Here is a 23,470-nt window from a genome sequence, read left to right as displayed (position 1 = left end):
TCGTCGGGGGGGGGGCGGGTGGGGGGGGGGGGGGGGGGGGGCGCGGGGGGGGGGGGGCGCGCGGGGGGGGGGGGGGGGGGGGGCGGCCCCCCCCCCCCCCCCCCCCCACCACCAACCAACAGCGGGTCCGAGTGGGGGCCGGCGGTGAGTGTGTACGTCTCGCGCAACGCGAAGTTGGGCGATTTGCCGCGAGACCGGTCGACATCGGCTCCGCCGGTACAGCCGGGACCGGCCGACCCGCCGCTGCTGACACACGTTTGGCGGACTGTGTTCGAGCGGCAGGCACGGAAGCGCGGTCCGCGATGAACAGCGACGAAGACCGTCCCGTCGGCGCTGGATCGCCCGCGCCATCGGAGCAACCGCCGTTACGGCCGATGGCGCTGCCAGGGCGGCCGGTCGAGGCAGTCCGCGTCGAGCCGTCCCGGCCGCATCTGCCTATGCGTCCGCTATGGCTGTGTCGGCGGTGCGGCCAGCCGTGGCCGTGCGGCGCAGCGAAGGTCGCCCTTCTGGCGGAACACCGGGACAGCCCGGTCAGCCTCTTTCTCTACCTGGCCAGTTGCCTGCACGACGCGATCGACGATCTGCGTCAGCTCCACCCCCACGACACCGGTGGCACCGCCGATGTCTTCGACCGATTCCTCGGCTGGCCCACCCGGCACCGCAGCCGCCGCCCGCCTACGGACGATCCGCAGACACCGGCGAGGACATGAGCGTGCGCGACATCGGAGTCATCACCGCACTGAGGGATTCGCTCCGGGACAGGGCTGATCCTTCGATGTCGACGTTCGGCAGTGCCCGGTCGAGCCAGGCCGGCAGCCACCAGGCGCGGTCGCCGAGAAGATGCATCAGTGCCGGGACCAGGACCAGTCGGACGACAAAGGCGTCGAAGAGGACTCCGGCCGCGAGGCCGAAGCCGAGTGGCCGGATCATCGTGAGGTGGGAGAAGACGAATCCACCGAAGACGGCGATCATGATGATGGCTGCGGCGGTCACGACGACGCGTCCTCGGCGGTGCCCGATGGTGACGGAGAGTCGGGCGGGTCGGCCGTGTGCGAAGGCTTCGCGCATGCCGGAGACCAGGAAGATCTGGTAGTCCATGGCCAGGCCGAACAGGATGCCCATGATGACGATCGGCGCGAAGCTGAGCACGGGCCCCGGTCTGTGCACGCCGAACAGGTCGGCCAGCCAACCCCACTGGTAGATGGCAGTCACCGCGCCCAGTGCGGCGCCGAGGGAGAGGACGTACCCGGCGGTGGCGACGATGGGCACGAGCAGGGACCGGAACACCGCGATCATGATCAGGAGCGACAGCCCGATCACGACGAGCAGGTAGACCGGTAGGGCGTCGGCGAGCTTCCGGGAGATGTCGATGTTGCCGGAGGCCTGGCCGGCCACGCCGATGGTCATGTCCGCCGCGAGTGGTGGTAGGGCACGGAGGTCGTTGACGAGTTGTTCGGTCGTCGTGCTGTTCGGTCCTTCGGCCGGTACGACCTGGAAGGCGAAGGTCTTGCCGTCGGCGGCGACCGCGACGGGTGCGGCGGCGACGACGTTCGGCTGTCGCAGGATCGTCGTGACGATCTCGGCCTGGGTGGCGACCTGGTCGGCTTCGGCGACCGGCGTGGGAGATTCCGCGACGACGAGCAGTGGCCCGTTGATTCCCTCGCCGAAGCCCTGAGCGACCTTGACGAATGCGCGGTACTGGGGGCTGTCCGGAGGTTCCGAGGAGCCGTCCGGCAGGCCGAGACGCAGGGACATGACGGGTACGGCGATGATCGTCAGGACGGCGACGACGAGTACCGTCGCGGCGACGGCCCGTCCCGTGCGCATGGGCTGTGGCGGCTTCTGTCGCCGGACGGTGGCCCGGCTCCGTCCGGGCAGGACGCGCTTGCCCATGAGGCCCAGCAGTGCCGGGGTGAGGGTGATCGACACCAGGACCGCCACCATGACGCAGAACGCGGCGACCGCGCCCATGACCGTGAGGAACGGGATGCCGGTGACCGCGAGGGCGACCAGGGCGACGACCACCGTGGAGCCGGCGAAGACGACCGCCGTTCCCGCCGTGCCGTTGGCGACACCGATCGACTCGTGCACCGGCATGCCGTCGCGGGCCTGACGGCGGTGCCGGTCGAGGATGAACAGGGAGTAGTCGATGCCGACGGCGAGTCCGAGCATGACGCCGAGGATCGGTGTCCCCGACGTCATGTCCACGACGTCGCTGAACGCCATCGATCCCACCACACCGACGCCGACGCCCACGATCGAGGTCAGCAGCGGGGTGAGGGCGGGTATCAGCGCACGTAGCAGGATGAGCAGGACGATCAGCGCCACGGCGAGCCCGATCACCTCGCCGATGCCGAACGGGCTGCCGGCCGTCGCGGCGATGGTCGAGGAGTAGTCGACCGCGACTCCGGGGATATCCGCCTCGTCCAGCGCCGTGGCGATGTCGCGTTGCAGCTCCGGTGACAGGTTGAAGATGCCGTCGCGGAACATGACGGCGGCTACCGCGACGGTTCGGTCCTCGCTGACCGTCCGGATCGACGAGGCGGCACCGCTCAGCGTGGTGGCGTCTTCCATCTGGCGGAGTTGGGCCTCTTGTTCGGCCGTCAACGGCCGAGGGGCGCTCTCCAGGGCGGCGAGACCGGCATCGAGCCGCCTGGACTGTTCGGCGCGCTGCTGCGCGGCGGTGAACGGGTCGATGACCGCGGCTACGCCGTCGCGTTGCCCGATGCCCGCCAGCACCTCGCCGATCCGTGCCTGCTGAGCGGGGGTGAACGCCCCCTCGGCACTGGTGAACACCACCGAGCCGGTGGCGCCGGTCAGTTCGGGAAACGCCTCGACGAGCCGTTCGTTGACCTTCTCGGTCGGGGTGCCCGGGATCGAGAAACCGGTGGCGAGCGAGCCTCCGAAGGTCACCAGCCCGCCGACGGCGAGTGCCAGCACGGCCAGCCATCCGGCGATCACCATCCCGGACCGGCGAGCGCCGAAACGCCCCAGACGGTGCAGAAGTATTGCCACGAAGTCCTCCCCTGACAGCGGCTCCGGGCAGGTGGCCCGCCCGGCCACCAGACAGTAAACCAACACTCGTTGGTTATCCAACACATGTCGGTTAAGTTGCCGCCGAGAAGGACGTGACAGGATCGAGCCATGGATCCACGGGTGGCGCGAACACGGACGAGCCTGCAGGAAGCGCTACTGGCCCTCGCCCGCGAACGCCCCTTGGACGAGATCGCCGTCGGAGACATCACCGGCCGGGCGGGCATCAACCGCAGCACCTTCTACCAGCACTACGACGACAAGGAACAACTCCTGACGGCCGCACTCAAGAGCGCCGTCGACCAGGCCTCCGCCGGAATCCACACCACCAGGCGGGACCCCCTCGTCCCGGGTACCGCACCCGAGATGAGGCTCTATCTCGAACACATCGCCGCCAACGCGACCGTCTACCGGCAGGTCCTGCAGAGCAACAGATCCTCGATCGTCGCCGCAGCTCTCCGCGAGCGGATCGAGGAACTGATCACCAGCGGCCTCGACGCGCCGACCGCCCTCGACGAGGACGACCTGCCCCGCGACGTCCTTGCCGCCGCACTGTCGGGCATGACGATCGGCATCATCACCGCCTGGCTCCGACGCGACCCTCTCCCCGATGCGTCCGTCGCGGCAAGATGGCTCTGGCGCAGCCTCACCCGCCCGGCGGCGCCACAGACTTGACCGACAGGTCCCTTCGAGATCCGCCACGGTTCAGTAGCGTCACAATCCACCTCGACGCGCGGTCGTGTGGAGGTCCGGCGCAGTACCCAGGCTCCGGTCGGCGGATCCCGCCCATCTCTGGAGGAACGATGAGACGACGTGAACTGTCCGGTGGCTCGGGAATCCAGGTCAGCCAACTCTGTCTCGGTGCGATGTCCTTCGGGACCGTGATCGACGAGGCGACCTCGTTCGCGATCCTGGACCGGTTCGTCGAGGCCGGTGGCACCACCATCGACACCGCGAACTGCTACTCGTTCTGGGTGCCCGGTGGGTCCGGCGGCGAGAGCGAGACGGTGCTGGGTCGCTGGCTGGCCAGCCGGGGCAACCGGGACGATCTGGTCCTGGCGTCGAAGGTCGGCTCCGGGTTGGCGGCCGGCGGAGGGGCCGAGGGACTCGGCGCGTCGGTGATCCGGGAGCAGCTCGCCGGCTCGCTGAAGCGGCTCGGCGTCGACCATCTCGACGTCTACTATGCCCACCGGGAGGACCGCGTGACCTCCGACGAGGAGACGCTGGCCACGTTCCACGAGGCGGTGACCGAGGGCAGGGTACGGACACTGGGCGCCAGCAACCACGCGGCCTGGCGGCTGGCCGAGACGCGGGCGTTGGCCTCGGCGCGGGGCTGGACCCCGTACACGGTCGTCCAGCAGCGCTACTCGTATCTGCTGCCGCGTCCGGCGACCGTGCTGCCGGAGGGTGGGCACGTGCACGCCGGGGACGAGCTGCTGGACCTGGTACGCAGCCGCGATCTGACCATGTTCGCGTACAGCACGCTGTTGTGGGGCACCTACACCCGGTCGGACAAGCCGTTGCCGGAGCACTACGCGCACCCGGGCACCGAGCGCCGGTTGCGGGTGCTGGGGTAGGTGGCGGCCGAGTTGGGCGTCACCCCGAACCAGGTGGTGTTGAGTTGGCTGACCGGTGGCGATCCGGCGATCGTGCCGATCGTCGGGGTCAGCTCGGTGGCGCAGCTCGACGAGTGTCTCGCGGCGGCCGACCTGACGTTGCCGACCGAACTGCGCCGACGCCTGGACGAGGCTGCCTGAGCTGCGCTGATGCCTGGACGAACCGCCTGAGCTGCGCCAGCGCTCGGACGAGGCCGCCTGAGCAGGAACGCAACGTGACGGGCCGGGGACACGCGCGACGTCCCCTGCCCGGCTCAGTCGGCGGCGCGGGCGCGGGCCTCGTCCCAGAGGGGCATCTCGCCGGGGTCCTCGCCCGCCTCCGCCGCGTTCCACCAGCCGGTGTCCTCGACGTAGTGGGTGAGCCAGGCGTGCAGGCTCGGCGAGTCGACGAACCAGGCGGCATCGGGGTCGCCGGGGTTGGGTTCGAAGAGCAGCACGGTGCCGTCGGCGGATCGACAGTCCACGCAAGCGTACATGCCGCAGCCCCAGTCGAGTATGGGCAGGACGCCTTCGGGCCAGGCCCACTCCGTACCGGCGGCGTCGGTGCGGGCGGTGAGGTAGACGTCGACGGCCTGGTCGCCGTCGGCTCCGTCGACCAGGCCGAGGAGTTGGTAGTCGGGGCCGAAACCGCCGTTGGCCAGCTCGCCGTAGAGCTGTGCGAGCAGCGGGTGCAGGCGGAAGCCGAGCCGCTGCTCGGCGCGGGCGATGGCGTCCGGAGGCAGGGGCGCCGGCAGGTCGTCGGCGATGTCGTCCGCACGGATCCGAGCGGTGATCCGGGCCAGCAGGGCGTGGTGGTCGTGCACGGGTGGGACCCTGCCACAGCCCACCGACACGACCGCGCTTGACGCAGCGGCGGGAGGCGGTAAGCCTTGTCACGCCTGCGATGCCGGTCGTCGGCGGCGGGCCGAAGGGGTGACCGATGAGGCGCTGGACGTACGACGATGTTCCCGACCAGCGGGGACGTACCGCGATCGTGACCGGCGCCAACACCGGCCTCGGGCTGGAGACCGCCCGGCTGCTGGTGGGCCGGGGTGCGCGGGTGGTGCTCGCCAGCCGCGATCCGGGCAAGGGCGAGGCGGCCGTGGCGCGGCTCCGGGCCGAGTTCCCGTCGGGCGAGGTGCGGTTCCTCCGGCTGGACCTGGCGGATCTCGACTCGGTGGCCGAGTTCGCCGCCGCATACCGGGCCGCGCACGACCGGCTGGATCTGCTGGTCAACAACGCGGGCGTGATGTATCCGCCGCTGCGGCGCACCCGGCAGGGCTTCGAGTCCCAGTTCGGGGTGAACCACCTCGGGCACTTCGCGCTGACCGGTCGGTTGCTTCCGGCGCTGCGGGCGACCGAGGGGTCGCGGGTGGTCGTGGTGGCCAGCAACGCGTACCGCACCGGGCGGATCGACTTCGACGATCTGAACTGGGAGCGGCGGCGCTACGGGCGGTTCGCCGCGTATGCGCAGAGCAAGCTCGCCGTCTTGCTGTTCGCGCTGGAGTTGGACCGCCGGTTGACCGGGGCGGGTGCGTCGGTGCGGGTGACCGCGGCCCATCCGGGGTGGACGTACACCGGCCCGGGCCAGGGGCGGGACCGGTTCGTCGACGTCGTCAACGCCGTCGGGCGGTACGTGGCGATGAAGCTCGACGACGGGGTGCTGCCGACGTTGCGGGCCGCGACCGACCCGGAGGCGGAGAGCGGCAGTTACTGGGGGCCGGCGCACCGGATGGAGAACTCCGGTCCGCCGGTGCGGGCCCGCCGCAGCGCGCGGGCGCTGGACGTCGCGGTGGCGGCGCGGCTGTGGACGGAGAGCGAGCGGCTGACCGGCGTGCCGATCACCGTGGACCCGGTCGAAAGTACCGGGCCCTGAGAGGCGCGGCTCGCCGCCCTCGTGAAACCGGCCATGGACCGGTGACAGTCGATATCGTGTGACGTCGTGCCCGGCGGGACCCGCCCGTACGACACGGCTGAGGCGGTGCGGTATGACGATCACTGCGGACCACGCCGCGTTGGTCGTCGCCGCGCAGGCGGGGGACCGGTCGGCGCGCGACCAGCTCGTCTCGGCGCACCTTCCGCTGCTCTACAACCTCGTCGGCAGGGCGTTGAGCGGGCACCCGGACGTGGACGACGTGGTGCAGGAGACGCTGCTCCGGGTGGTCCGTGACCTGCCGACGCTGCGGGCGCCGGAGAGCTTCCGCTCGTGGCTGGTGGCGATCGCGCTGCACCAGATCGCCGGGCACCGGAACCGGGTCCGCGGTGCGGTCGACCGGCTCGCCGTGGTCGCCACGGTGGAGCACCTGCCCGGTGGCGGTGACGTCGAGGGTGAGGCCATCCTGCGGCTGCACGTGTCGGACCAGCGTCGGCAACTGGTCGAGGCGACCCGGTGGCTCGACCCGGCGTACCGGCCGTTGCTGGCGCTGTGGTGGCAGGAGTGCGCCGGGCGGCTGAGCCGGGCCGAGGTCGCCGCCGCGACCGGCCTGACCGTCGCGCACGTCGGCGTACGCCTGCATCGGATGCGGGAGCAACTGGAGTCCGGCCGCAGCATCGTCGCGGCGCTGTCCCTCCGTGCGCCCTGCCCGGACCTCTCGACGGCGGTCCGTGTTTGGGACGGGCGGCCCACACCGGTGTGGCGCAAGCGGATCGCCCGGCACGTCCGCGACTGTCGGTACTGCGGGGCCGGTGCCGAGGACCGCGTCCCCGCCGAACGGCTGCTGCTGGGCATCGCGTCGCTGGCGGTGCCGACCGGACTGACCGCGGCGCTGGTCGCCAAGGGCCTGCTGACCGGTGCGGCCGGGGGCACTCCGGCCCTGGCGGCGCACACCGTCGCCGGGACTACGGCGGCAGGTGGAACGGCGGTCGCCGGTGGGGCAGCGGTCAGCGGCGGGGTGGCCGCCGGGCAGGGCGGGTCGGTGCTGGGCATGCTCACCCAGGCGGTGGTGGCGCATCCGGTGGCGAGCGTCGCGGCCGGTGCCGTGCTGATCGCCGGCACCACCGTCGGCGTCGCGCTACGGCCGGACCCCGTGCCCGCGCCGCCGCCGGCCGTGGCGGCGCCGGTGACGTCGTCGGCTGCCCCGCCGCGCCCCACCCCGACTCCGGCCGCCACCACCCCGGCCCGCACCCCGGCCGCAGCACCGACGGCGGTACGCCCGTCCGGGCCGGCCGGCACCATCCCGCTGGGCACCTGGTCGTTCGAGTCCGTACGGGCACCGGGCCGGTACCTGACCGTCGACGGTGACCTCGCCGGGCTCGACGAGGTCACCGGGGCCAGCAGTACGCAGGTCCGACGACGCGCCACCTTCACGGTCAGCCGAGGGCTCGCCGATCCGGGCTGCGTCACCCTGCGCAGTGCCGACGGGCGTTACCTGCGGCACGCGAGCCTGCGCCTGCGCCTGCACCCGGACGAGGGCACCCCGCTGTTCCGGGAGGATGCGACCTTCTGTCCCGAACGAGGAGCGACGGCCACCTCGGTGACGATGCGCTCGCACAACTACCCGCACCTGGTGGTGCACGAGCGTGACGTCGGGTTCTGGATCGACTTTCCCGACGGTTCGGAGACGTTCGCGCGGGCGAGTTCATTCCGGGTCCGTACCCCCTGGGCCTGATCGCCGGGCCCGGACTCGCGCGACCGGCGACGCACGATTTCGGCGACGCACTTTTCGTAACGCCGGACCGGCTGCCGGGCCTCCTACTGCGTGGGGCGTCGGCGGCTCACGGCCGGTCGTACGCCGCACGCCGTTCGTCCGAGTCGGCGGGAGTCGCATGCAGGTGAGGCCACGGTCATGACCGAAGAACGTCAGCCGCCGACTCCGCACCAGGTCGTGGCCGAGCCGGCCGAGCATCCGCCGATGCGTCCACTGTGGTTGTGCCGCCACTGCGGTCATCCCTGGCCGTGTACCCGCGGCAAGCTCGCCCTGTTGGCCGACTACGAGGGTGCCCCGGTCAATCTCTTCGTCTATCTGGCGGGTTGCCTGCACGAGGCGATCGACGACCTGCACCGGCTGGATCCCTGTCAGACCGGCAGCGCCGCCGACATGTTCGACAGGTTCCTGGGCTGGCCGAACCGACTGAACCGGCGGTACCGGGTGACCCGGACGGGCGGGCGCGGCGACCGGCCACCGACGGGAAGTCGACCGATGCCGGTCGATCGCGCCGAACGTGCGGACGAGAGCGGTCGACAGGAGCAGGATCGGCTCGGGTAGCGACGAGTCCGGTGTTCGCGCGGTCACCGAGAGATGAACGTCGCCCCGGCGCGGTCCGTCGTGAAGGTGCCGGGCCACCGCCCACCCGAGTTCCGGGGTGTACGGCGGTCGGTCCGGACCTGTCTCGTCCCACGATCAGGAGATCACGCCTTGAGGGTAAATCTGAAGAAGGTCGCCGCCGGAGCTCTCGCCGCGGTCGCGGTGACCTTCGCGCTGCCGGCAAATCCCGCGTACGCCATCAACCGCGTCGACTGTGCCGGGCGGACCGATCTTCTCGCCGTGAGCTATGAGACCAGCAGCGGGATCGGCTCCACCCAGTGCTTCGCGAACGCCGGAGCCGTCGCGGTGAACATCGGCAAGGTGCACCGCGTGAACTCCGGCAACAACAAGGTGACGGTCAACTACGAGTACGCCGGCCGCTACCACTCGACGACGTTGGAGAAGCAGCGCTACCTCAACTTCGCCGCCGTCCGGGTGTACGAGCTGCGGATCTGGTGACGGCCGCCGGTCGCCGTCGGTAGTACGTCAGCGGGGACGGCCGACACGTCGGCCGTCCCCGCTGACGTGCCCGTCTCGGCGGTTACCCGTTCATCAGTCTCAGCATCTGCTGGATCCCGCCCTGCCGGGAGGCGCGGACCCGCTCGCCGAAGGCCCTGGTCTCGGCGTTCTCGCCGCCGTTGCGGACCAGGTTGGCCAGCTCCATCGCGTTGTGCTGGTGGGCCAGGAAGAGGTTCAGGAACGCGGTGTCGAACTCGGCGTCCTTGACCGTCGTCAACGCCTCGATCTCGGCGGGTCCGGTGCCGGGCAGCCCACCGTGGTGGGCGTGCAGGTTGGGCGCGGTGTCGACCTCGGTGGACTTGCCCCAGCTCCTGAGCCAGCCCTCGATCATCTTCAGCTCGTCGGACTCGGTGACCTGCACCGCCTGGGCCAACGTCTTCAGCTCCGGGTCCTGGGCACGCTGCACCGCGGTGGCGGTCATCTGCAGGGCCTGCCGCTGGTGGTGCACGAACATCTGCAGGAACATCACGTCGGTGTCGTTGTACTCGTCGCCGGCCTTGATCTCGGCGACCGTGGTGTCACTCGTCGCGGCGGGCGGCTGCTGCGTGGTGGGCGATCCGCACGCGCCGAGCAGGAACGGCACGACCATGACCGCCGCGACCAGGCGGCGCCTCACAGCGGGAGCCACAGCGCGAGGGTGTAGATCGAGGGCTCCCAACTGTTGATCGCGGTGTGGCCCTGCCGGCACTCGTACCGCCTGCCTTCGAACGTCACCACGTCACCGGTGCGGTAGCTGGCCCCGGCCGCCCAGGCGTCACCGCCGGCTGCCGGCGGCGGGGCCGCGCTGGTCGGTGCGGCGGTGGTGGGTGCGGCGCTGGACGGCGCGGTGCCGGGCCGGGGAGGTGCGGTGGTGGGCGCGGCCGTGGGCGGTGCGGTGGTGGGCGCGGCGGTGGTCGGCCGGGGTGCGGGCGCGGCCCCGCCGCCGCCGACGATCAGGTCGACGCAGTTGTAGAAGGCCATCGGGGTGTCGCCGATGTTCCAGACCGCGAGCAGCCGCTGCCGTCCCGGAAAGTTGCTCAGGTCGATCGTGTGTGACACGGTCGCGTCCGGCTGGGCGTTGCCCTCGTCGATCTCGGCGACCAGGTTGCCGTCGATGAAGTACTGCCAGTCGGCGGTCCGGTGCCGGGCGGTCAGCACCCAGGTGAGCGTCACCGAGCTGCCGACGTTGCGGGCCGGCCAGTCGCGGGACTCGTCGGAGAGTACGGACCACTGGGCCACTCCGCCGTCGCATCGCTGCGAGCCCTTGGGCGCTTCGACGCTCTGCGGCTCGAACTGGATCGGGCCGCAGTCGGTGACCGTCCCGGCCGCGCAGAGTGCCTGCCGGCTGGGCGGGTTGGACACGTATCCGTGGGCCTGGGCGGGCGAGGAGACCGCCAGTGACGAGGCGACCATGCCGAGGGCCACCAGTGGGTAGCTGATCTTCCTGCGCATCTGAACTCCGTACGGCTCGCTGCGGCTGTGACGGCGAGGACGCTAATGCGCGGTTCCATAAAGGAGCCTTAACGGCTCCGGAAAGGATCATGAAAGCCGGTGGCTGCTCCCGAGTCACTCCGGAGCGTGGTCGACCGGCCTGAGCAGGATCCCGACCCGGGCACCACCGAGCGGACTGCGGGTGACCACCAGGTGACCACCCGAGGTCTCGGCGGCCCGCCGCACGATGTCGAGACCGAGGCCGGTCGACCCGGCGGCGCTCACGCCCCGCTGCACCGCCCGGGTCGGGTCGGCGATGCCCGGCCCGGCGTCGTCCACCACCACCCCGTCGGGGGACACGCTGACCCGGAAGGCGGTGCCGTCCGGCGTGTGCGCGAAGACGTTGCCGAGCATCGCGTCCACCACCAGGATCAGCTCGCTGCGCGGCATCGGCAGGACCACCGGCACGTCGCCGCCGGTCACCTCCCACGGGCGCTCCTGGTCCTCGGCCAGCACCGACCAGAACGCCAACCGGTCGGCGAGCACCTCCACCAGGTCGGCGCTCTGCCCGTCCCGCCCGTCGGTGCCGCGTCGCACCCCGCGGATGATCGAGTCCAACTCCTCGTCGAGCAGGTCGCAGGCCTGCCGCATCCGCTCGCCGATCGGGCCCGGCGGCATCGCCTCGGCGTCGAGACGCAGCGCGGTCAACGGCGTCCGCAACCGGTGGGAGAGGTCGGCGGCCAACTCGCGTTCCCGGTTCATCAGCAGCCGTAGGTCGTCGGCCATCGTGTTGAACGACCGGGCCGCGTCCTGGAGTTCACGCGGACCGGCTGGCTCGGCCCGGGCGGTCAGGTCGCCACCGCCGAGCCGCCGCGCCGACGCCGACAGGTCCCGGGTGGCGCGCACCAGCCGCCCACCGAGCCGGTCGGCGAGCAGCGTCGAACCGGCCACCAGGACGATCGCCAGGCCGCCGAGCACGAACCAGGCGGTCCGTACGCCCCGGCGCAGTTCGGTCTCCGGCACGAACACCTCGACGATCACGGTCCGGCCGTCGGCGAGCACGGTGGGTTGCAGGTACGCGACACCGTCGCCGGCCGGGGCCAGCACCGAGCGGCGGTCCCCGGCGGCGCTGCGTACCTGCGCGTCGGTGACGTGGGTGCTGCCGATCGGCGCGCTGTCCGGCAGGTGCACGGCGAGCCGCCCCGCGCTGCCCGCCGTGGTGCTGGCCACCGCGTTGGTGAGCAGCGTCGGGTCGGCGTCCATGCCCAGCACGGTGACCAGCGCGGTGGCCTGCTGGCGGGCCTCGCTGACGGCCCGGTCCCGGGCGATCTGCCCGGTGGCGATCGCCAGCGGCACCAGGAAGGCCAGTGCCACCATCGAGGTGATGGCGATGGCCAGCCGGTTCAGCGCCCACCTCATCGCGGGTCGACCATCATCACGCCCACCCCGCGCACGGTACGCAGGAAACGCGGTCGGGCGGCCGTCTCCCCGAGCTTGCGCCGCAGCCAGGAGATGTGCACGTCGATGGTCTGTTCCTCACCGATCTGCGCCTGGTGCCACACCTCGTTCATCAGCTCCCGACGGCTGACCACCTGACCGACCCGTTCGGCCAGGTACGCCAGGACGTCGAACTCGCGTCGGGTCAGTTGCAGCGGTTGCCCGCGCAGTTCGGCCAGGCGTTGCCGGGGACGGATGGTCAGCTCGCCCACGCTGATCGACTGTGGGGTCTCGTTCGCGGTGGGCCGGGCCCGGCGCAGCACCGCGTCGATACGGGCCAGGATGTGTCCACCGGAGAAGGGTTTGGTCACGTAGTCGTCGGCACCGGCACCGAGCAGGCTGATGATGTCGGTCTCGGAGCGGCGCGCGGTCGCCACGATGACCGGTACGTCGGAGACCGAACGGATCATCCGCAGCGCGTCGGCACCGTCGATGTCGGGCAGTCCGAGATCGAGGATGACCAGGTTCGGTCGCTCGGTGGTGACGATTCTCAGCGCCTCGGCGGCGTGCCCGGCGGGCCGTACCACGTGACCGGCGTCGGTCAGTGCACGGGTGAGGGCGGCCGCGATGTTGCGGTCGTCCTCGACCAGCAGGATCATCGCCATGGCGTACACCATATGGGTAGATGAGACGATGTCCTCGTGCGATCTTCCTGGTGGGCGCCGATCACGGGATGGTGCGTCGCCACCGCGTCGAGCATCGTGCTCGCGTCGATGGCGATCCTGCCCGTGTTGCGGGAGCCGGTTGCCCAGGACCAGGCGCTGAGCCCACCGCCTGCGGTGGAGACGCCCGGACCGCCGACGCCACTGCCCTCGTCGGCACCGCCGCCGACGTCGGCGGCACCGCGACCCAGCGTGAGCCCGACCCCCACCCCGAGCGCCACGCCGGAGCCGGTGGAGAGCCGCCGCCCGACGACGAGCCCGAGCCGGACCACCGCCCCGACCGTGACCACCGAGGACGGTTGGACGGTGACGGTGGGCGACGACGGCGTCCGCAGCTACGTCCGCTCGTTCCGGGTGGAGGGCGGCCAGGCCGTCGTCCGGATGACCTCGACGGGCGTGGTCGAGCTGGTCACGGCGACCCCGGCGGACGGGTACGCGGTGCAGAAGGTGCAGAACTCGCCGGACAACATGGCGGTCTACTTCAACGCGCCGGGACGCAGCTTCATCATCCACGCGATCTGGTGGGACGACCGCCCGTTCGTGCAGGTCAGCAAGGTCGGCTCGTAGCACGGGCCGCCGACCGGCGGGTCAGAAGAGCGTCGTGGGCTCCACCGGGATCGGTTCGGGCAGCGGTGCCAGCTCGGGCACGCGGGCGCGGACCTCGTCGTGGAAGCGGCGGGCGAGCACGGGAGCCTCCGCGTTGTCGGGGGTGTGCACGAACATCGTGGGGGAGCGGCCCTCGCGCAGCCAGTCGACGGTGACGTCGACCCAGCGCTGCCAGCCCTCGACCGTCCGGTCGGTGTCGTCGCGGCCGAGATACCGCACGATGGGCCGGTCGGTCAGCGCGCGGGTGCGCAGTGGCATTCGTGGCTTCTTGGTCCAGGCGTCACGTTCGGCGTCACTGGTCGGCGGGTCGGCGAAGAAGGCGGTGGTGTCGAACGGGACCCATTCGGCGTCCGCCTCGTCCAGCGCCGTCTCCAGCAGCCGGACCGCGTGCGGCTCGGTGAAGAAGGCGGGGTGGCGGACCTCCACCGCGGCCCGGTGGGTGGCGGGCAGCCGGCGCAGGAAGCGGGCCAGCGTGGGTACGTCGTCCGGGCCGAACGAGCCGGGAAGCTGCACCCAGAGGGCGTGTGCGCGTGGGCCGAGCGGTGCCATCGCGTCCAGGAAGACCCGCATCGGCTCGGTGACGTCGGTGAGCCGACGTTCGTGCGTCACCACCTTGGGCAGTTTGACCACGAACCGGAAGTCCGGGCCGGTCTGCTGCGCCCAGGTGGCCACCGTGTCCCGGGTCGGGGTGGCGTAGAACGTCGTGTTGCCCTCGACCGCGTCGCACCACCCGGCGTAGTGGCGCAGCCGTTCGGAGGTCGGCAGCGGGTGCGCCAGCAACCGACCCTGCCAGGACTTGTGTGTCCACATCGCACACCCGACGTGCAGCCGCATGGCCGCGACCACCTCCCCTGCGACGACGTCCACGCCGCCGACGTACGGTATCCGGACCGTCGGTGCGGGCCGGTGACCGGGCGGGCAGTGCCCGGCCCCCGGCGGATCGTCAGCCGTCGGCGTCGGTGCGGTCGACGGTCAGGCTGGAGACGCCGGAGGTGGCGTCGATGTCGTACCGGTCGGTGGCCGACTCCCACTCCGGTGGCGTCAGCACCGTGCCGCCGGCCACGCCGGACTGGGTGGACCCGTCGACGGTGACCGAGCCGGCACCGCCGCCCGCGCGTACCCGCACCGGGGCGGAACCGGCCAGGCGGACGACGACCTGGTTCGCCCCGCCGCCCAGGACGGTGCGTTGGGTGCCCTCGGCCGGCGGCAGGGTCAGCTCGATCCGGCTCGCCCCGGCGGTGAACTCGACGTCGCCGAGCTGGGCGTTCCGCAGGTCGAGGTGTTGTTCCTTGGCGCCGCCGCCGAGCCGGAGATGCCAGCGTACGGAGTGGTGCAGCACCACCTCGACGATGGCCGGCCCGTCCTGGCCGGTGCCGCGCAGGCTGGTGAGCACGCTGCCGTCGGTGAGGGAGACGGCGGGCCGCACACCCGCGTCGCGGGGCGTCGACACCCGGTACGCGTCCGCGCCGAGGTCGTCGGTGCGCAGCCGGACCACATCGGCGCCGTCGAGCAGGACGAAGGTGGCCTCCCGCAGGTCGTCGGCGCTGCCGGTGACGACGTGTCCGGCCCGGCCGTCACCGCGCACCGTGACCCAGGTCCAGGTGGACACCAGCACCACCACCAGGACCAGCAGCACCCCGCCGAGCCACCACCAGAACCGTCGCCCGTCGGCCGCTTGAGCGTTCTCCACGTCGCCTCCCGTACCTCGGTGCCCGCAGAGGGCTACTACCCGCCGGGCCCGTCACCGACTCTTACGGCTGGGAAGGCGTGTGGGCTCACCGCCGACGGCGGTGAGCCCACAGGAACTGCGCTCAGACGCGGGACCACTTCTGGTTGGCGGTGCCGGCGCAGTCCCAGAGTTGCAGCCGTCCGCCGTTGTTCGGGTTGTTCTCCCGGACGTCGACGCACCGGTTCGCGCTGAGGTTCACCAGGTCACCGGCGGGGCTGAGGGTGAACCGTTGGGCCGGGTTGCCGTTGCAGGTGACCAGGTTGACCTCGGTGCCGTTGGCGGTGCCGGCCCAGGCCGGGTCCATGCACTTGCCCATGGCGCGGACGGTGCCGTCGGCGGCGAAGGTCCACGCCTGGGCGGCGGTGGTGTTGCAGTCCCAGATCTGCAACGGTGCCCCGTCGTACGGGTTGGCGCTGGGGATGTCGATGCACCGTCCACTCTGCTGGCCCCGGATCCGGGTGGTGCCGGTGTTGCCGTCCGGGACGTAGCCGTGGACGCGGACGTAGTCGATGAGCATCTGCTGCGGGAACTGGGTGCTGCCGTCGGGGTAGCCGGGCCAGTTTCCGCCCACCGCGACGTTCAGGATCATGAAGAACGGGTGGTCGAACACCCAGCGGTTGCCGCCGAGCCGGCTCGGGTCGATGCGGAAGAACTCCTGGCCGTCGAGGTACCAGCGGATGCTGTTCGGTTCCCAGTCGACCCGGTAGGTGTGGAAGGCGTCGGCCAGCGGCTGTCCGATGACGCGGCTGCCGGTGATCCCGCCGCCGCCGGAGTAGCCCGGCCCGTGGACGGTGCCGTGCACGGTGTTCGGCTCGCGACCGATGTTCTCCATGATGTCGATCTCGCCGGAGGCCGGCCAGCCGACGTTGCCGAAGTCGTTGCCGAGCATCCAGAAGGCGGGCCAGATGCCCTGGCCGCGAGGGATCTTGATGCGGGCCTCGAAGCGGCCGTACGCCTGGCTGAAGGTGGCGGCGGTGAGCAGCCGGGCCGAGGTGTACTCGCATCGACCGTAGTGGCACTGGTAGTTGGCCGGGTTCTCCCGGCGTGCGGTGATGACCAGGTTGCCCTGCCCGTCGTGCACCGCGTTGCTGGTGCTGTTGGTGTAGTACTGCCGCTCGTTGTTGCCCCAGCCGTGGCCGCCGATGTCGAAGCGCCACTTGGACTGGTCGACCGGCGTGCCGGCCGGGGCGTTGAACTCGTCCTGCCAGGTGATTCCGCCGATGGCGGCGGCGGCCGGTGCGGCGGTCACGGGTACGACGAGCAGGCTGGCGACGACGGCCGCGGCGAGGACGGCGGCGCCCCGTCGGAGCCTGCGGGAGATGGTGGACACGATGGGTCTCCTTGGGGTGGGCGGATGAGGCTGGCGCCCCGGCGAGGAGGGGAGAGCGCTCTCCATATCGCAGTCTGTCTATTTCAACAGAATTAGTCAAGGTTGTTAACAGCGATCATGGGGTGGGGCGACGCTCAGTGATCGTCAACCATAGGTTGACGGCAATGGCCCGTCAACCTATGGTTGACGCATGACGAATCCCGTCCAGATGAACAACCCCGTCCGGCTCGACGACCTGATCCAGGCCATCAAGCAGGCCCACCCCGACGCGCTCGACCAGCTCACCGACGCGGTCATGGTCGCCGACCACATCGGCGAGGTCGCCGACCATCTCATCGGTCACTTCGTGGACCAGGCCCGCCGCTCGGGCGCCTCCTGGACCGAGATCGGCCGCAGCATGGGGGTGACCAAGCAGGCCGCGCAGAAGCGTTTCGTGGCCAAGAGCGACGCCGAGCCGATCGACCCGCAGCAGGGGTTCAACCGCTTCACCCCGCGTGCCCGCAACGTCGTGATGGCCTCGCAGAACGAGGCCCGTGCCGCCGGCAACACCGAGATCGGCCCGGTGCACCTGGTGCTCGGCCTGCTCGCCGAGCCGGAGGCGCTGGCCATGTACGTGCTGGCCGCCGGAGGCGTCACGGCCGAGGCGGTACGCGAGGCGGCCACCGCCGCGCTGCCGCCCTCCACGGGCGCGTCCCCGGACCTGATCCCGTACGACGCGGCCGGGAAGAAGGCGCTGGAGCTGACCTTCCGGGAGGCGCTGCGCCTGGGACACAACTACGTGGGCACCGAGCACATCCTGCTGGCGCTGCTGGAGCAGGAGGACGGCGAGGGTGTGCTCACCGGCCTCGGCGTGGACAAGGCCGCCGTGGAGACGGCTACCACGGCGGCCCTGGCCAAGCTCCAGGTGAACGAGTAGCGGATCAGGACTCGGTGGGGAAGCCGTACCGGGCCGCGTGCTCCGGGTCGTCCGGCTCGATCTGGCGCAGTCCGGCGTCGGCGAGGCGCTTGTTGACCTCGTCCAGGTGCTCGCGCACCAGTCGGGCCTCCTCCTCGGTGACCCGCCCCCGGTGCGGCTTCCCGGCATGCTCGACGGTGCCGTAATCGATCTTCTCAGCGGCGCGTCGCGCCTTCGGCGGGCGTACCCGCTCGGCGGTCTTGAGCAGTTGGGCCATCGGCATGTCGGTGGCCATCGCGTCGAACTCGCTCGCGGTCAGCACCACCCGGCGCGGCTCGCCGTTGCCGTGCCGGTCGTGGATCTCGACCACCGCCACGTCCAGCGCGGCGTCGTCGATGGTCTCCACCTCCACCGGCGTCGCGTCCAACTGCACAGGCCCGGCCACCAGGTCAGGGTGCTCGACGACGACGACGCGGACCGCCTCGTCGTCGGGACCCAGCACCGTGCCGCTGAAGTCGGAGACGCGGATCGTCTTCTTGCCCATGTGCGCAGTTGCTCCCGTCGTGACCTGTCGGAGGACCAGCAGACGTTACCCGACAGGTGTGCGAAAGGACGCGCTGGCTCGCCGGGTCGCCCCGGGCGCCGGGGCCCTCAGAGGGTGTTGAGGTGGCGACGGGGAGAGCGGCCCGCCGGCAGCTCGTTCAGGTCATGCCAGGAGAGTGTGCCGAGGTCGGCGCGGTGGCCGCGGTACGAGGGCTGGCCCGGGAACTGTTCGGCGCACCGTCGTGACCGTCTGGTGTCCTGCGCGGATCGATCGTTCGGCTGAATCGGCATGTCCCCCACCGTCCCAGAGAAAGTTGTCCATGTATGGAAATGGATATGACGGCTGGTCGATGGCTCGGGTTCCCGGACGAGGCGTTGGTCACCTGATCGGTACCGCCGCGCGTGGCGGCCGACGTACCGTGATCGGCGGAAGCCGGAGCGACGGTGCGGAGGTGGACGATGCTCGACCGGCGACTCCACCTGCACCTGGCGACCTGGCTCGGACAGTGGCCGGCGGGCCCCGGGCTGCACGTGGTGTGTGCCGGCCGGCGTGCCCGCCCGGCCTGGGGCGGTCGGCTGCGGCCGGCCATCGCGGTCACCGCCGGTGCCAGCACCGTGCTCTCGGTGGCCCCGGACCGGGTCGCGGCGGTCCGCGAACTGGCCCGTCGGCCGGAGTCGCTGCCCCACGCGTTGCCGGCGGCGGTCGGCCATCCGCGCTGGGTGGTGCACGACGACGTCTTCCGGTGGAGCGTCGCTCCCGCACCCCTGCCCGACGTCGGTGAGTGGGTGCCGCCCGGCTCCGCCGGGCTGCCGTCCTGGTTGCGCCTGTTCGACCGGCCGGTCCTGGTGGTGCGCGACGACCGGGGCCGCTACCTGGCCGGCGTCGGCGTCAAGCGGCACGACCGGCACGGCCACGAGCTGGCGGTGGGCACGGTCCCGGCCGCCCGGGGGCGCGGGTTGGCCCGGCGGCTGGTGGCCCAGGCCGCGCGTCGGGTGCTCGCGGACGGCGCGGTGCCGACCTATCTGCACGCCCGGGACAACGCCGCCTCGGCCCGGGTGGCGGAGGCGGCGGGCTTCCCCGACCGGGGCTGGCGGTCGTACGGCGTCTATCCCGGCTGACCGTCGACCTGACGGCAGGGCGCGGACCGTGGATCCCGGGCCGGATCCACGGTCCGCAGCCTCCCCCCAGGCCCACGTGCGGCTCGCTGCGATCACGCTACGTATCCGAGTGGTGGTCGGCAAGTAGCCACCGCGTGGCCCGTGCTGTCGAGAAGTGGACTTGACCTGGCCGGACGCCTCGGCACGGAACCGGCGGCGGGGTGACTCAGCGTGTGGTTTCGGCGTGCCCGGTCAGACCCAGCGCCTCGGCGGCGGCCCGCCCGTTGGCGTGGCTCGCACCGAAGGTGGTGACGAAGGCCTGGACGCCGGCCGGTCGCCAGGCGGCCGGCCATCCCATCTCGACCACCGCCACCGGGTGCGTGGCGGCCAGTGCGGTGGCCAGTTCCCGACCCCCCGGCAGGCGGTGCAGGTGGCGGCCGACCAGCACGATCGGGCGGGTGCCGGCGCGGCGGCGCAGGGCCTCCGGGTCGGCCTCGGCGGCGACCACCCGGATCTCCTCGGTGCCGTCGAGGTGTGGGCCGAGCCCCCACGGCACCCGGCCCTGCGCGACGGTGGAGCGGGCGTACAACTGGACCACCAGTGGCGTGTCCAGCCCGGCCAGCACGCCCTCCACCCGTACCGCCCGACGTGCGGCGGCATAGCCCAGACCGTCGGGGACGACGCTGCTCCCGGGGCGCGCGCTGCGGGTCCAGGCGGCGAGGGCGGCGACGCGGTCGGCGGCCTGCTCCACCCGGGCGCGGTCGAGTCGGCCGTCACCGAGTGCGGTGACGATCTCGGCCGCGACGCTCTCGACCAGGTTCGCGTCGACCGTGGCCCCGATGCAGAGCAGGTCGGCTCCGGCGGCCAGGGCGCGCACCGCACCGGGTGCGACGCCACCGGCGGCGAGGGTGGCCCCCCGCATCTCCAGCGCGTCGGTGATCACGACGCCGTCGAAGCCGTACCCGTCGCGGAGCAGGTCGGTCAGGACGGCGCGGCTGAAGGTGGCCGGCAGGTCGCCGGTGAGTGCCGGGACCCGGATGTGCGCGGTCATCACCGCCTTCGCCCCGGCGGCGATCACCGCCGCGAACGGTGGCAGGTCGCGTCGGCGCAGGAGATCCGGCGACGCGTCCACGGTGGGTAGTTCGTGGTGGGAGTCGGCGATCGTCGCGCCGTGGCCGGGGAAGTGCTTGGCGCAGGCGGCCACCCCGGCGGCCTGGAGCCCGGTGGTCGCCGCCGCCGAGTGGGCGGCCACCCGGACCGGGTCGGCGCCGAACGAGCGGGTGCCGATGACCGGGTTGTCGTCGGCGCTGTTGACGTCGACCGTGGGGGCCAGGTCGACGGTGATGCCCAGGGCGGCCAACTCGGCGCCGATGGCGTGGTAGACCCGGCGGGTGAGGGACACGTCGCCGATCACGCCGAGCGCCGCGTTGCCCGGGTACGGGCTGCCGGTGCCGTGTGCCAGCCGGGTGACGTCGCCGCCCTCCTCGTCGATGGCGACCAGTACGTCCGACCGCCCGTCCCGCAGTGCCGCCGTGGCGCTCGCCACCTGCTCGGGTCGGTGGACGTTGGTGCCGAACAGGGTGTGTCCGGCCAGACCTTCGGCGACCAACTCGACCGCCCAGTCGGGCGGGACCGGACCCGGGTACGCGGCCAGCAGGGTGCCCAGCGCCAGTCGGCGGAGTCCTGGATCGATCCCCACGGGGGTGTCTCCTCTCGGTGCCGGCCGGTGCGGATCTCGTACCGGGTCGGCCGAGAGCCCTGCCTCCACCCGGCCGATACGCTACGGCTACCCGTTCCAAGGTCGGTTTACTGTTACCAAAGCAAGATAGTTAGCAAAGTTTACTAATACATGAGGACATGGCATGAGTGCGACCCGGTTGCCCGGCACCCCACGTCTGTTGCGCGCCCTCAACGACCGTGCGGCCCTGGAACTGCTGCTGGAGCAGGGGCCGCTGACCCGGGCTCGGCTCGGCGAGCTGACCGGCCTGTCCAAGGTCACCGCCTCCCAGCTCGTGGAGCGGCTGGAGGAGCGTGGTCTGGTCGCCCGGGTGGGTGAGCAGGCCGGCGGGCGGGGGCCCAACGCCCAGCTCTACGCGGTGCGGCCGAGCAGTGCGTACGTGGTCGGCGTGGACGTCGGCCCGGAACGGGTGGTGGCCGCCTGTGCCGACATCACCGGCGCGGTGATCGGCCGGGTCGAACAGTCCACCCAGGACACCGACGACCCGGTCGGTGTGGTGCACAACGCGGTGGTGCAGGTGGCCGGCAGTGCAGGTGCGCAACTGTCGAGCGTACGGCGGATCGTGCTCGGCACCCCCGGCCTGGTGGACCCGGGCACCGGCGACATCACCTTCGCGTTCAACCTGCCGCGCTGGCACCGTGGCCTGCTCGCTGCGCTCCGCGACGACCTCGACACCCCGGTGGTCTTCGAGAACGACGTGAACCTGGCCGCGGTGGCCGAGGCGCAGTCCGGCGCGGCCCAGGGCCTGTCGGACTTCGTGCTGGTCTGGGTCGGTGCCGGTGTCGGTCTGGCGATCATGCTGGGTGGTCGGCTGCACCACGGCAGCAGCGGCGCGGCCGGCGAGATCGGCTACCTGCCGGTGCCCGGCGCGCCCATCCCGCGCGATGTCTCCCGACGGGCCAAGCCGGCCTTCCAGCAGGTGGCCGGCGCCGACGCGGTCCGCGCGCTGGCCCGTGAACACGGCTACCCGGACACCGGGGCGGCCGACGCGGTCCGCGCCGCGATCGCCGACGGCACCGCCGGGGGGCCGATGCTCGACGAGGTGGCCCGGCGGCTGGCCCTGGGGGTGGCGAGCACCTGTGTGGTGCTGGACCCGCCGCTGGTGGTGCTCGCCGGTGAGGTCGGTCAGGCGGGCGGGGCGGCGTTGGCCGAGCGGGTGCAGCACGAGGTGGCCGCCATCACGCTGGTCCGTCCCCGGGTGGTGTCCACCGGGCTGACCGAGGAGCCGATCCTGCACGGCGCGTTGCGTACCGCGCTGGACGCCGTCCGGGACGAGGTCTTCGGCTCCACGGTCGGCTGAGCAGCCGTCCATGTGAAGGAATTCTTCAGCATTGGCCCGAAGGTGGCAAGGAGTTGCCGCCTCCGGGTCGGTGCTCGGGTCAGGTCGCGGCGTCGGAACAGCACGAAGGCCGTCACGGTGAGCCGACGGTGAGCGACAGCAGCACGGCCAGCGCCGGCCGCCAGGTCAGGACGTACAGGCCGTCGCAGTAGCCGGACAGCAGGTTGGTGCAGGCGCTGTTACGTCCTCGACCCGGGCGATCGGTACGCCACCGCACCTCCGGCGACTGCTCGGGGGGCGGAGGCGCCCAGCACCCGCCCCTGGGGTGAGGAATGACACGGCGCCTCACCCTACGGCGGGCGCGTACGCCCGTGGGGGCAGCCCGCTGCTGCGTGGTTGGATGGGCGGGTGACTGGTGACCTGATCCCTGGCGCCGGTGGCGCCACCCCCGCCCCCTCACCCGTGGACGCGGATCTGGTGGTCAGCCTCGACGGCGTCGCCGTACGCCGGTCCGGCACCGCCCTGCTGCACGATGTGGACTGGCGGGTCGAGTTGGACGAACGCTGGGTGGTGCTGGGCCCCAACGGTGCCGGCAAGACCACGTTGCTCAACCTCGCCGCCGGGCGGCTGCACCCGACCACGGGGACGGCGCACGTGCTGGGCGAGCGGATCGGCCGTACCGACGTGACCGAGCTGCGTACCCGCATCGGGCTCACCACCGCCGCGCTCGCCGATCGCCTGCCCGCCGACGAGCGGGCCGTGGACGTGGTGATGACGGCGGCCTGGTCGGTGGTGGGCCGCTGGCGGGAGAGCTACGACCCGACCGACGAGTCCCGCGCCCGGGCGCTGCTCGACCAGCTCGGTGTCGGAGCGCTGACCGACCGGACGTACGGCACCCTGTCCGACGGGGAGCGCAAGCGGGTGCAGATCGCCCGGGCGCTGATGACCGACCCGGAGCTGCTGCTGCTGGACGAACCGGCGGCCGGGCTCGACCTCGGCGGGCGGGAGGACCTGGTGGGCCGCCTCGCCGAGCTGGCCCAGGACCCGGACGCCCCGGCGCTGGTGCTCGTCACGCACCACGTGGAGGAGATCCCGCCCGGCTTCACCCACGCGCTGCTGCTGCGCGACGGTGCCGTGATGGCCCAGGGCCTGCTGGAGCACACCCTCACCGCCGACAACCTGACCAAGACCTTCGGCCTGCCGCTGCTGGTCGAACGTCACGGCGAGCGGTACACCGCGCGCGCCGCCTGACGGCGTGAAAGGAAGGGCACCTTTCTCACGCCTGCGGTATA

24 protein-coding genes and 2 pseudogenes are annotated in these 23,470 nt (G+C 71.9%); 14 read left to right on the top strand and 12 right to left on the bottom strand.

The window, feature by feature from the left end; genetic code table 11:
- Positions 1–18: 18 nt before the first annotated feature.
- Both amcA and ACIBMZ_RS08200 read left to right on the top strand, forming a co-directional pair.
- Positions 19–306, top strand: a complete 288-nt coding sequence (gene amcA / locus ACIBMZ_RS08205; RefSeq protein WP_396691915.1) for a multiple cyclophane-containing RiPP AmcA — start codon at positions 19–21, stop codon at positions 304–306.
- Positions 307–374: 68 nt separating this feature from the next.
- A complete protein-coding gene (locus ACIBMZ_RS08200) occupies positions 375–710 on the top strand; it encodes a hypothetical protein (RefSeq protein ID WP_396691914.1) in 336 nt (111 codons plus the stop codon).
- Here ACIBMZ_RS08200 and ACIBMZ_RS08195 read toward each other — a convergent pair.
- Entirely contained in the window at positions 676–3,015 is a 2,340-nt protein-coding gene (locus ACIBMZ_RS08195; protein WP_396691850.1) for an MMPL family transporter, read from the bottom strand. The genes ACIBMZ_RS08200 and ACIBMZ_RS08195 overlap by 35 nt on opposite strands.
- A 129-nt stretch (positions 3,016–3,144) precedes the next feature.
- Between ACIBMZ_RS08195 and ACIBMZ_RS08190 the strand changes: the two genes are divergently transcribed.
- Positions 3,145–3,708: a TetR/AcrR family transcriptional regulator gene (locus ACIBMZ_RS08190; protein WP_396691849.1), complete on the top strand. Its 564-nt coding sequence runs from the start codon at positions 3,145–3,147 to the stop codon at positions 3,706–3,708.
- Positions 3,663–4,790: pseudogene (locus ACIBMZ_RS08185) on the top strand (aldo/keto reductase). Before ACIBMZ_RS08190 ends, ACIBMZ_RS08185 begins: the two are co-directional and overlap by 46 nt.
- A gap of 113 nt (positions 4,791–4,903) precedes the next feature.
- On the opposite strand, the gene ACIBMZ_RS08180 reads toward ACIBMZ_RS08185, so the two are convergent.
- Positions 4,904–5,452, bottom strand: coding sequence for an SMI1/KNR4 family protein (locus ACIBMZ_RS08180; RefSeq protein ID WP_396691848.1), 549 nt, complete (start codon positions 5,450–5,452; stop codon positions 4,904–4,906).
- A gap of 116 nt (positions 5,453–5,568) precedes the next feature.
- Between ACIBMZ_RS08180 and ACIBMZ_RS08175 the strand changes: the two genes are divergently transcribed.
- The 4 genes and pseudogenes from ACIBMZ_RS08175 (at position 5,569) to ACIBMZ_RS08160 (ending at position 9,331) form a co-directional block, all read left to right on the top strand.
- On the top strand, positions 5,569–6,504 hold the full coding sequence (locus ACIBMZ_RS08175) for an oxidoreductase (RefSeq protein WP_396691847.1): 936 nt from the start codon (positions 5,569–5,571) through the stop codon (positions 6,502–6,504).
- A gap of 112 nt (positions 6,505–6,616) precedes the next feature.
- Positions 6,617–8,236, top strand: coding sequence for a sigma-70 family RNA polymerase sigma factor (locus ACIBMZ_RS08170; RefSeq protein WP_396691846.1), 1,620 nt, complete (start codon positions 6,617–6,619; stop codon positions 8,234–8,236).
- 177 nt (positions 8,237–8,413) lie between these two features.
- Positions 8,414–8,728 (top strand): annotated as a pseudogene (locus ACIBMZ_RS08165) (hypothetical protein); the annotation flags it as partial.
- Positions 8,729–8,983: 255 nt separating this feature from the next.
- On the top strand, positions 8,984–9,331 hold the full coding sequence (locus ACIBMZ_RS08160) for a beta/gamma crystallin domain-containing protein (protein WP_396691845.1): 348 nt from the start codon (positions 8,984–8,986) through the stop codon (positions 9,329–9,331).
- Positions 9,332–9,413: 82 nt separating this feature from the next.
- Here ACIBMZ_RS08160 and ACIBMZ_RS08155 read toward each other — a convergent pair whose 3' ends face one another.
- From ACIBMZ_RS08155 to ACIBMZ_RS08140, 4 genes are all read right to left on the bottom strand, one after another.
- Positions 9,414–10,019 (bottom strand): DUF305 domain-containing protein, encoded by a 606-nt coding sequence (locus ACIBMZ_RS08155; protein ID WP_396691844.1) that lies wholly within the window; start codon positions 10,017–10,019, stop codon positions 9,414–9,416.
- On the bottom strand, positions 10,004–10,822 hold the full coding sequence (locus ACIBMZ_RS08150) for a lytic polysaccharide monooxygenase (RefSeq protein ID WP_396691843.1): 819 nt from the start codon (positions 10,820–10,822) through the stop codon (positions 10,004–10,006). The genes ACIBMZ_RS08155 and ACIBMZ_RS08150 overlap by 16 nt, the downstream gene beginning before the upstream one ends.
- Positions 10,823–10,936: 114 nt before the next feature.
- On the bottom strand, positions 10,937–12,220 hold the full coding sequence (locus ACIBMZ_RS08145; RefSeq protein WP_396691842.1) for a sensor histidine kinase: 1,284 nt from the start codon (positions 12,218–12,220) through the stop codon (positions 10,937–10,939).
- Positions 12,217–12,903 (bottom strand): response regulator transcription factor, encoded by a 687-nt coding sequence (locus ACIBMZ_RS08140; protein WP_396691841.1) that lies wholly within the window; start codon positions 12,901–12,903, stop codon positions 12,217–12,219. The genes ACIBMZ_RS08145 and ACIBMZ_RS08140 overlap by 4 nt, the downstream gene beginning before the upstream one ends.
- A gap of 108 nt (positions 12,904–13,011) precedes the next feature.
- Here ACIBMZ_RS08140 and ACIBMZ_RS08135 point away from each other — a divergent pair, with 108 nt between their 5' ends.
- Entirely contained in the window at positions 13,012–13,527 is a 516-nt protein-coding gene (locus tag ACIBMZ_RS08135) for a DNA mismatch repair protein MutL (RefSeq protein WP_396691913.1), read from the top strand.
- A 21-nt stretch (positions 13,528–13,548) separates the two neighbouring features.
- Here the strand turns inward: ACIBMZ_RS08135 and ACIBMZ_RS08130 are convergent, their stop codons facing one another.
- The 3 genes from ACIBMZ_RS08130 to ACIBMZ_RS08120 all read right to left on the bottom strand — a co-directional run bounded on the left by ACIBMZ_RS08130 (position 13,549) and on the right by ACIBMZ_RS08120 (position 16,625).
- Positions 13,549–14,376 carry a DUF72 domain-containing protein gene (locus tag ACIBMZ_RS08130; RefSeq protein ID WP_396691912.1) on the bottom strand — a complete coding sequence of 276 codons (828 nt, stop codon included), beginning with the start codon at positions 14,374–14,376 and terminating at the stop codon, positions 13,549–13,551.
- Between the two features lie 133 nt (positions 14,377–14,509).
- Positions 14,510–15,256 (bottom strand): hypothetical protein, encoded by a 747-nt coding sequence (locus ACIBMZ_RS08125; RefSeq protein WP_396691840.1) that lies wholly within the window; start codon positions 15,254–15,256, stop codon positions 14,510–14,512.
- A 121-nt stretch (positions 15,257–15,377) separates the two neighbouring features.
- The gene (locus ACIBMZ_RS08120) at positions 15,378–16,625 is read right to left on the bottom strand and encodes a family 16 glycosylhydrolase (protein WP_396691839.1); all 1,248 of its coding nucleotides are present in this window, start codon (positions 16,623–16,625) and stop codon (positions 15,378–15,380) included.
- 190 nt (positions 16,626–16,815) lie between these two features.
- Here ACIBMZ_RS08120 and ACIBMZ_RS08115 point away from each other — a divergent pair, with 190 nt between their 5' ends.
- The gene (locus ACIBMZ_RS08115) at positions 16,816–17,541 is read left to right on the top strand and encodes a Clp protease N-terminal domain-containing protein (protein ID WP_396691838.1); all 726 of its coding nucleotides are present in this window, start codon (positions 16,816–16,818) and stop codon (positions 17,539–17,541) included.
- Positions 17,542–17,545: 4 nt separating this feature from the next.
- Here the strand turns inward: ACIBMZ_RS08115 and ACIBMZ_RS08110 are convergent, their stop codons facing one another.
- The gene (locus tag ACIBMZ_RS08110; RefSeq protein ID WP_396691837.1) at positions 17,546–18,064 is read right to left on the bottom strand and encodes a hypothetical protein; all 519 of its coding nucleotides are present in this window, start codon (positions 18,062–18,064) and stop codon (positions 17,546–17,548) included.
- A 122-nt stretch (positions 18,065–18,186) separates the two neighbouring features.
- Here ACIBMZ_RS08110 and ACIBMZ_RS08105 point away from each other — a divergent pair, with 122 nt between their 5' ends.
- Positions 18,187–18,309, top strand: coding sequence for a hypothetical protein (locus tag ACIBMZ_RS08105; protein WP_396691836.1), 123 nt, complete (start codon positions 18,187–18,189; stop codon positions 18,307–18,309).
- A gap of 213 nt (positions 18,310–18,522) precedes the next feature.
- Positions 18,523–19,182 (top strand): GNAT family N-acetyltransferase, encoded by a 660-nt coding sequence (locus tag ACIBMZ_RS08100; RefSeq protein ID WP_396691911.1) that lies wholly within the window; start codon positions 18,523–18,525, stop codon positions 19,180–19,182.
- A gap of 205 nt (positions 19,183–19,387) precedes the next feature.
- On the opposite strand, the gene ACIBMZ_RS08095 is transcribed toward ACIBMZ_RS08100, so the two are convergent.
- The gene (locus tag ACIBMZ_RS08095; RefSeq protein WP_396691835.1) at positions 19,388–20,860 is read right to left on the bottom strand and encodes a glycoside hydrolase family 3 protein; all 1,473 of its coding nucleotides are present in this window, start codon (positions 20,858–20,860) and stop codon (positions 19,388–19,390) included.
- A gap of 163 nt (positions 20,861–21,023) precedes the next feature.
- On the opposite strand from ACIBMZ_RS08095, the gene ACIBMZ_RS08090 reads away from it, so the two are divergent.
- A complete protein-coding gene (locus ACIBMZ_RS08090) occupies positions 21,024–22,199 on the top strand; it encodes an ROK family protein (RefSeq protein ID WP_396691834.1) in 1,176 nt (391 codons plus the stop codon).
- 112 nt (positions 22,200–22,311) lie between these two features.
- Here the strand turns inward: ACIBMZ_RS08090 and ACIBMZ_RS08085 are convergent, their stop codons facing one another.
- Positions 22,312–22,455: a hypothetical protein gene (locus tag ACIBMZ_RS08085; RefSeq protein ID WP_396691832.1), complete on the bottom strand. Its 144-nt coding sequence runs from the start codon at positions 22,453–22,455 to the stop codon at positions 22,312–22,314.
- Positions 22,456–22,586: 131 nt separating this feature from the next.
- Here ACIBMZ_RS08085 and ACIBMZ_RS08080 point away from each other — a divergent pair, with 131 nt between their 5' ends.
- Complete coding sequence (locus ACIBMZ_RS08080) at positions 22,587–23,429, top strand: ABC transporter ATP-binding protein (protein ID WP_396691831.1); 843 nt, start codon at positions 22,587–22,589, stop codon at positions 23,427–23,429.
- The last annotated feature ends 41 nt before the right edge of the window (positions 23,430–23,470 follow it).

The organism is Micromonospora sp. NPDC049900, assembly GCF_044461025.1.
Classification (GTDB): domain Bacteria; phylum Actinomycetota; class Actinomycetes; order Mycobacteriales; family Micromonosporaceae; genus Micromonospora.
This window is presented reverse-complemented; position numbering and strand designations above follow the sequence as displayed.

What these genes read in the sequence shown, in the direction of transcription:
- ACIBMZ_RS08130 (WP_396691912.1), bottom strand. Translation starts at nt 14,376, where the DNA reads ATGTGGACACACAAGTCCTGGCAGGGTCGGTTGCTGGCGCACCCGCTG.
- ACIBMZ_RS08135 (WP_396691913.1), top strand. Translation starts at nt 13,012, where the DNA reads ATGGCGATCCTGCCCGTGTTGCGGGAGCCGGTTGCCCAGGACCAGGCG.
- ACIBMZ_RS08175 (WP_396691847.1), top strand. Translation starts at nt 5,569, where the DNA reads ATGAGGCGCTGGACGTACGACGATGTTCCCGACCAGCGGGGACGTACC.
- ACIBMZ_RS08115 (WP_396691838.1), top strand. Translation starts at nt 16,816, where the DNA reads ATGACGAATCCCGTCCAGATGAACAACCCCGTCCGGCTCGACGACCTG.
- ACIBMZ_RS08145 (WP_396691842.1), bottom strand. Translation starts at nt 12,220, where the DNA reads ATGAGGTGGGCGCTGAACCGGCTGGCCATCGCCATCACCTCGATGGTG.
- ACIBMZ_RS08090 (WP_396691834.1), top strand. Translation starts at nt 21,024, where the DNA reads ATGAGTGCGACCCGGTTGCCCGGCACCCCACGTCTGTTGCGCGCCCTC.
- ACIBMZ_RS08140 (WP_396691841.1), bottom strand. Translation starts at nt 12,903, where the DNA reads ATGGCGATGATCCTGCTGGTCGAGGACGACCGCAACATCGCGGCCGCC.
- ACIBMZ_RS08170 (WP_396691846.1), top strand. Translation starts at nt 6,617, where the DNA reads ATGACGATCACTGCGGACCACGCCGCGTTGGTCGTCGCCGCGCAGGCG.
- ACIBMZ_RS08110 (WP_396691837.1), bottom strand. Translation starts at nt 18,064, where the DNA reads ATGGGCAAGAAGACGATCCGCGTCTCCGACTTCAGCGGCACGGTGCTG.
- ACIBMZ_RS08200 (WP_396691914.1), top strand. Translation starts at nt 375, where the DNA reads ATGGCGCTGCCAGGGCGGCCGGTCGAGGCAGTCCGCGTCGAGCCGTCC.
- ACIBMZ_RS08190 (WP_396691849.1), top strand. Translation starts at nt 3,145, where the DNA reads ATGGATCCACGGGTGGCGCGAACACGGACGAGCCTGCAGGAAGCGCTA.
- ACIBMZ_RS08100 (WP_396691911.1), top strand. Translation starts at nt 18,523, where the DNA reads ATGCTCGACCGGCGACTCCACCTGCACCTGGCGACCTGGCTCGGACAG.
- ACIBMZ_RS08150 (WP_396691843.1), bottom strand. Translation starts at nt 10,822, where the DNA reads ATGCGCAGGAAGATCAGCTACCCACTGGTGGCCCTCGGCATGGTCGCC.